Raw genomic sequence first — 5,710 nt, forward strand, 5'->3', positions numbered from 1 at the left:
CATGTCGGCGAGCTCGTCCGGGCGCAGCGCGGGCAGATCAGCTTGCAAGGCGAGCAGGTCGATGGGGCCGTGCGCGGCGCGCAGGGCGGCGGCGGTGGCGGCCAAGGCGGTGTTGAGTCCGTCGGAGTCGCGCTCCCGCGGCTCCGGATGGACGTCGGCGCCCAACGTGCGAGCCAGATCCGCGACCGCTGGGTCGGGGGTGACCACGGTGACCGATACCACAGCGGCGACCGCTCCGGTTGCGGTCACGGTGTCGGCGAGCATGGCCAGCACCAGCCGTGCCCGTTGGTCAGGGCGCAGCCGATCGGCCAGTCGGCTCTTGGCCCGATCGAGGCTCTTGACCGCGATCACGGCATGCACGGAGTGCGGGCGCATGCGTGCAATCCTTCCATGGCATATTGGGCTGATGACGAGGGCAGCGGTGCTGGGCGCGGGATCGTGGGGCACCGCGTTCGCGAAGGTATTGGCGGACGCGGGAACCGAGGTCACGATCTGGGCCCGGCGGCCCGAGGTGGCCGCGACGCTGGCCTCCGAACATCGCAATCCCGATTACCTGTCCGATATTCCGCTGCCGCCGATCGCGGCCACCCACGACCCCGCGGTGGCGCTGGACGGGGCCGAGATCGTGGTGCTGGCGGTGCCGTCCCAGTCGCTGCGGGTCAACCTCGCGGAGTGGAAGGGTTTGATCGCTCCGGACGCCACCCTGCTGAGCCTGGCCAAGGGCATCGAGACCGGATCGCTGCTGCGGATGAGCCAGGTGATCGGGGAGGTCACCGGCGCGGAGCAGAGCCGCATCGCGGTGCTGTCCGGGCCGAACCTGGCGCGCGAGATCGCGGTGGGCCAGCCCGCCGCGACCGTGGTCGCCTGCTCGGACGCCGATCGCGCGGTCGCGGTGCAGCACGCCAGCGCGACGGGCTATTTCCGGCCGTACACCAATACCGACGTGATCGGTTGTGAGATCGGTGGTGCCTGCAAGAACGTCATCGCGCTCGCCTGCGGCATCGCCGCCGGAATGGGTCTCGGCGACAACTCGATCGCCAGCCTGATCACCCGCGGACTGGCCGAGATCATCCGGCTCGGCGTCGCCCTCGGTGCGGAACCCGCCACGCTGGCCGGCCTGGCCGGGATCGGCGACCTGGTCGCCACCTGCACGTCGCCGCTGTCGCGCAACCGCTCCTTCGGTCACGTGCTCGGCGCGGGCGGGTCGATGGATGCCGCTCAGTCGGCCACTCATGGCCAGGTCGCCGAGGGTGTGAAGTCCTGCACATCGATTCGCGCGCTGGCCGAGCGGCACGGGGTCGAGATGCCGCTGACGACCTCGGTGCACCAGGTCTGCCATGAGGGGCTCTCGGTCCGCGAAGCCGTCGACAACCTGCTCGGACGGCGGATGAAGCCGGAGTGATCCGGATCCGCGCGGCTCGGGGCGGGTAGCGCCGGAGCCGGACGGTCAACGGTGGATGCGCTCGCCGAAACGGGTACGGTTCCGGGCATGAGGAACCGGATCAGGGTTGCAGTGGTGTTCGGCGGACGCAGTAACGAGCACGCCGTTTCCTGCGTATCGGCCGGCAGCGTGCTGCGCAACCTGGATCCGGAGCGGTACGAGGTCGTGCCCATCGGCATCACCACGGCGGGCGGCTGGGTGCTCGGCGGCTCGGACGTGGCCGCCCTCGGCATTCACGACCGCGCCCTGCCGTCGGTGGACGCCACCGGCACGCCGCTGACCCTGGCCGCCGACCCGAGCCGTTCGGGGGCGCTGATCGCGCTCGACGATCCGGCCGCCACCCTCGGTTCGGTCGACGTGGTGTTCCCGATCCTGCACGGACCGTTCGGCGAGGACGGGACTCTGCAGGGAATGCTGGAGCTCGCCGGAATCCCCTACGTGGGGGCCGGAGTGCTGGCCAGCGCGGCGGGCATGGACAAGGAGTTCACCAAGAAGCTGCTCGCGGCCGAGGGACTGCCGATCGGCACCCAAGTGGTGCTGCGGCCAGGCACCGCGACGGTGGCCGAAGAGGATCGGCGGTGCTTGGGACTGCCCGTGTTCGTCAAGCCCGCGCGCGGCGGATCATCGATCGGCATCACCAAAGTGACCGACTGGAACCAGCTCGACGCGGCGATCGCCGCGGCGCGTGAACACGATCCGAAGGTGATCGTGGAAGCGGGCATCGTCGGACGCGAAGTGGAATGCGGTGTCCTGGAATTCCCGGACGGGCGGGTCTCGGCGAGCGTGGTCGCGGAGATCCGGATGCCGGAGGAGGACAGCGCCGCCGCCGCGCCCGAGTTCTACGACTTCGATACCAAATACCTCGACGACGTCTGCGAATTCGACGTCCCGGCCAAGCTGGACGACGAGGTCTCCGACCAGATCAGGGAACTGGCGGTGCGCGCTTTCCACGCCCTGAACTGCCAGGGTCTGGCGCGGGTCGACTTCTTCGTCACCGAGCGGGGGCCAGTGATCAACGAGATCAACACCATGCCCGGCTTCACCGCGATCTCCATGTACCCGCGCATGTGGGAGGCCACCGGCATCGACTACGCCACGCTGGTCTCCACGCTCATCGAAACCGCTCTCACCCGCGGGACCGGCCTGCGTTGAATCTCGAGCCCTGAGTTGCGCGAGAATCGCGCTGGCCGAGACGCAATCGCTGGTTCCACGCGGAAAGCGAGCTGCTGCGGCATCGGACGTGGGCGGATAGGCCGATGAATGGTTTGCCGACACCGGTCGGGCTGACCGCGTTTACCGGTCACGGGGTGCCGATGCCTGCCGCGCCATGCTGCTGGCGAGGCGTCAGGTGCGGATCCACTCGCCGAGCGGTTTGCACCGTGGGCCTTGCCAGGTGCGTCAGTTGGGGAGCGGTCCCGGATCGATCGGCTGGGCGGGGACGGTGGCGGTGATGGTGTCGGAGACCTCTTGCAGTGAGGTCGGCCCCGAACCGTCGGGGACCGTCAGGGCGATGTAGGTGCCGCGGTCGACGGCGAACCATGTGCTCGCCTTCGCTGCCTGGTCCCGGATCTCGAACCACTGCACCCCGTTCACGATCTGCAAGGGCGAGGCGCGGTTGAATTCCAGCGGGCGGTCCAACCCGCAGCGCAGCACGATAGGGTCGCCGCCGTCTGTGCGCTGCCAGGCCCGGGTTGCGGGCGGAGCGGGCTCCACGAGGGTCGATTTGCTGAATTCGCCGAGGTCGGCGGGCAAGGCGGGCAGGAGGGCGGCGCAGGAGGGGCCGTCCGCTGCCGGTGCGGGGACGGGACCGAGGACCAGCGGTTCCCGCTCGACGGGTGCGCGGCGTGCCAGCACTGCGGCCACCAGCACCGCGACGACGAGGACGACGGGCAGCGCCACGGCGGTGGCGATGAGGGCCGGGGAATACTGAGCTGATGGGGAGCCCGGGCGGTCCGGCTCGGTTGCCGCGCCATCCGCAGCGGCAGCTTCCGATTCCGCTGGCTCGGCGTCGGCGGCATCCGATTCCGCTGGCTCGGCGTCGGCGGCATCCGATTCCGCTGGCTCGGCGTCGGCAGCTTCCGATTCGGCCGGCTCGGCGTCGGTGGCTTCCGATTCCGTCGACTCGGCGTCGGTGGACGCGGTTGGCGTGTCCGGCTCGGTGCCACCGGCGTCGATCCCGGCTCCATCCTCGCGGACGGCGTCGCGGGCGTCGGACGCGGATCTTCCGGCGTCGACGCCTTCGTCCTCGTGCTCCGTCGAATCGCGGTTCGACGAATCCGCCGCCATGCTCACCGATCCTTCCTGTTCGCGCGCATCGAGCGTCGGCCGCGCGGGTGTGCGGCGGCCAGGCCCGGTGGTACTCGAGTACCTGGCGAAAGGGTACCGTCGGCCTCGTTCCAGCAAGCGGCGCGCCGGAAAGGATCGGTCATCAGCGCGAGCACAGGCCCGAGGACAGTGCGTGAACTGGGGGAGTTCGCGCTGATCGATCGCATCAACGCGGGCCGGGTGCAGGCGCCGGGCGTGCTGCTCGGCCCCGGCGACGACGCGGCGCTGGTCGCGGCGCCGGACGGCCGATTCGTGGTCACCACCGACATGCTGGTGCAGGATCGGCATTTCCGGCTGGACTGGTCCGGTCCCGAGGACATCGGCCGCAAGGCGATCGCGCAGAACGCCGCGGACGTGGTCGCGATGGGCGCGGCGCCGAGCGCGTTCGTCGTCGCGCTCGGCTGCCCCGCCGACACCCCGCTCGAGCTGGTCGACGGACTCGCGGACGGGATGTGGGCCGAGGCCGCCAGGGCGGGCGCGTCCATCGCGGGCGGCGACCTGGTCCGCAGCCGCGACCTGGTCATCTCGGTCACCGCCTTCGGCGATCTGTGTGGCGGCGCACCGATCACGAGATCCGGTGCGCGCGTGGGCGATATCGTCGCGGTCGCGGGCCGCCTCGGCTGGTCGGCCGCCGGACTCGATGCGTTCACCGCCGGCGTGGCCGGTGCCGAGGTCGCGGAAGCGCTTGCCGCGCATCGTGTTCCGCAGCCGCCCTATGCCGCCGTGCTGGACGTGCTGCGGCGTGAGCCGGGCACCACGGCCGGAGTGCCGGAAGTCGGGCCGCACGCGCTGACCGACGTGTCCGACGGGCTGCTCGCGGATCTGGGACATATCGCCGCGGCCTCCGGCGTCGCGATCGATCTGAATTCGGCGGCGTTGCGTGATCCGGCGCTGGAACGCGTCGCCGCTGCGCTGGACGGCGATGCGGCGCAATGGATCCTGACCGGAGGCGAGGACCACGCCTTCGCGGGCACCTGGCCACCGGGCCGCCCGCTACCCGCGGGATGGGTGGCGATCGGGCACGTTGTGGCCGGTCACGGGCTCACCGTCGACGGCGTGGCGCAGGCGGGCGACGGCGGGTGGGAATCGTTCCGTGGGGCGGCCTGGGCAGCCGGAGACCAACCACGCTAAGTTGTGCGGTCATGAGCACGAAACCGCTGTCGGAAATCATGGATCCGGGATGGGCCGAGGCACTCGAGCCGGTGGCGGATCGGATTGCCGCCATGGGTGAGTTCCTGCGTGCCGAGAACGCGGCGGGCCGTGGCTACCTACCGTCCGGTGAGAACGTCCTGCGCGCCTTCCAGCGCCCGTTCGACCAGGTGCATGTGCTGGTCGTCGGCCAGGACCCCTATCCGACGCCGGGCCACCCGATGGGACTGAGTTTCTCTGTGGCGCCGGACGTTTCGCCGATTCCGCGCAGCCTGGCCAATATCTTCGCCGAATACAGCAAGGATCTCGGCCACCCCACGCCGTCCTGCGGCGACCTGAGCCCGTGGTCGGACCAAGGGGTGCTGATGCTCAACCGAGTGCTCACCGTGTCGCCCGGCAAGCCGGCCTCGCATCGGGGCAAGGGCTGGGAGGCGGTCACCGACCAAGCCATTCGCGCCTTGGTCGCCAGGGACGAGCCACTGGTGGCGATCCTGTGGGGCAAGGACGCGGCGACGTTGAAGCCGCTGCTGATCGAGTCCGAGGTCCCCTATATCGAGTCCGCGCATCCATCGCCGCTGTCCGCGTCGCGCGGGTTCTTCGGTTCGCGCCCCTTCTCACGAGTGAACGAACTACTCGACGAACTAGGGGCCGAACCGGTTGACTGGCGCCTGCCCTGAACAGGTGCCAGGGTGTGATCGACCGAGAGTAAACGAGTGAGGAGCTGTTCCATGCACAACACCACAGTCCGCGGCGCGCTGCGCGGCACCACCGCGACCCTGGCCGTCTGCGCCGCGC

At 70.3% G+C, this 5,710-nt stretch carries 5 protein-coding genes and 1 pseudogene; 4 read left to right on the top strand and 2 right to left on the bottom strand.

Translation table 11 applies throughout. The annotated features are described in order from the left end of the window. Positions 1-375, bottom strand: a pseudogene (locus NA4_RS33770) (2-phospho-L-lactate guanylyltransferase); the annotation flags it as partial. Between the two features lie 31 nt (positions 376-406). On the opposite strand from NA4_RS33770, the gene NA4_RS33775 reads away from it, so the two are divergent. Both NA4_RS33775 and NA4_RS33780 read left to right on the top strand, forming a co-directional pair. Then, positions 407-1,402, top strand: coding sequence for an NAD(P)H-dependent glycerol-3-phosphate dehydrogenase (locus tag NA4_RS33775; RefSeq protein WP_067479428.1), 996 nt, complete (start codon positions 407-409; stop codon positions 1,400-1,402). Positions 1,403-1,489: 87 nt separating this feature from the next. After that, positions 1,490-2,593: a D-alanine--D-alanine ligase family protein gene (locus NA4_RS33780; protein ID WP_067479430.1), complete on the top strand. Its 1,104-nt coding sequence runs from the start codon at positions 1,490-1,492 to the stop codon at positions 2,591-2,593. 246 nt (positions 2,594-2,839) lie between these two features. Here NA4_RS33780 and NA4_RS39695 read toward each other — a convergent pair whose 3' ends face one another. Further along, positions 2,840-3,727, bottom strand: coding sequence for a DUF3515 domain-containing protein (locus NA4_RS39695; protein ID WP_084497699.1), 888 nt, complete (start codon positions 3,725-3,727; stop codon positions 2,840-2,842). Positions 3,728-3,895: 168 nt separating this feature from the next. Between NA4_RS39695 and NA4_RS33790 the strand changes: the two genes are divergently transcribed. After that, a complete protein-coding gene (locus NA4_RS33790) occupies positions 3,896-4,897 on the top strand; it encodes a thiamine-phosphate kinase (RefSeq protein WP_084497700.1) in 1,002 nt (333 codons plus the stop codon). An 11-nt stretch (positions 4,898-4,908) separates the two neighbouring features. Beyond that, positions 4,909-5,592 (top strand): uracil-DNA glycosylase, encoded by a 684-nt coding sequence (locus NA4_RS33795; RefSeq protein WP_067479432.1) that lies wholly within the window; start codon positions 4,909-4,911, stop codon positions 5,590-5,592. Positions 5,593-5,710 lie beyond the last annotated feature (118 nt).

The organism is Nocardia amamiensis NBRC 102102 (assembly GCF_001612745.1).
Classification (GTDB): domain Bacteria; phylum Actinomycetota; class Actinomycetes; order Mycobacteriales; family Mycobacteriaceae; genus Nocardia; species Nocardia amamiensis.

Bases quoted from the DNA above. Each gene is read 5' to 3' on its own strand.
- NA4_RS33775 (WP_067479428.1), top strand. From the start codon at position 407: ATGACGAGGGCAGCGGTGCTGGGCGCGGGATCGTGGGGCACCGCGTTC.
- NA4_RS33780 (WP_067479430.1), top strand. From the start codon at position 1,490: ATGAGGAACCGGATCAGGGTTGCAGTGGTGTTCGGCGGACGCAGTAAC.
- NA4_RS39695 (WP_084497699.1), bottom strand. From the start codon at position 3,727: ATGGCGGCGGATTCGTCGAACCGCGATTCGACGGAGCACGAGGACGAA.
- NA4_RS33795 (WP_067479432.1), top strand. From the start codon at position 4,909: ATGAGCACGAAACCGCTGTCGGAAATCATGGATCCGGGATGGGCCGAG.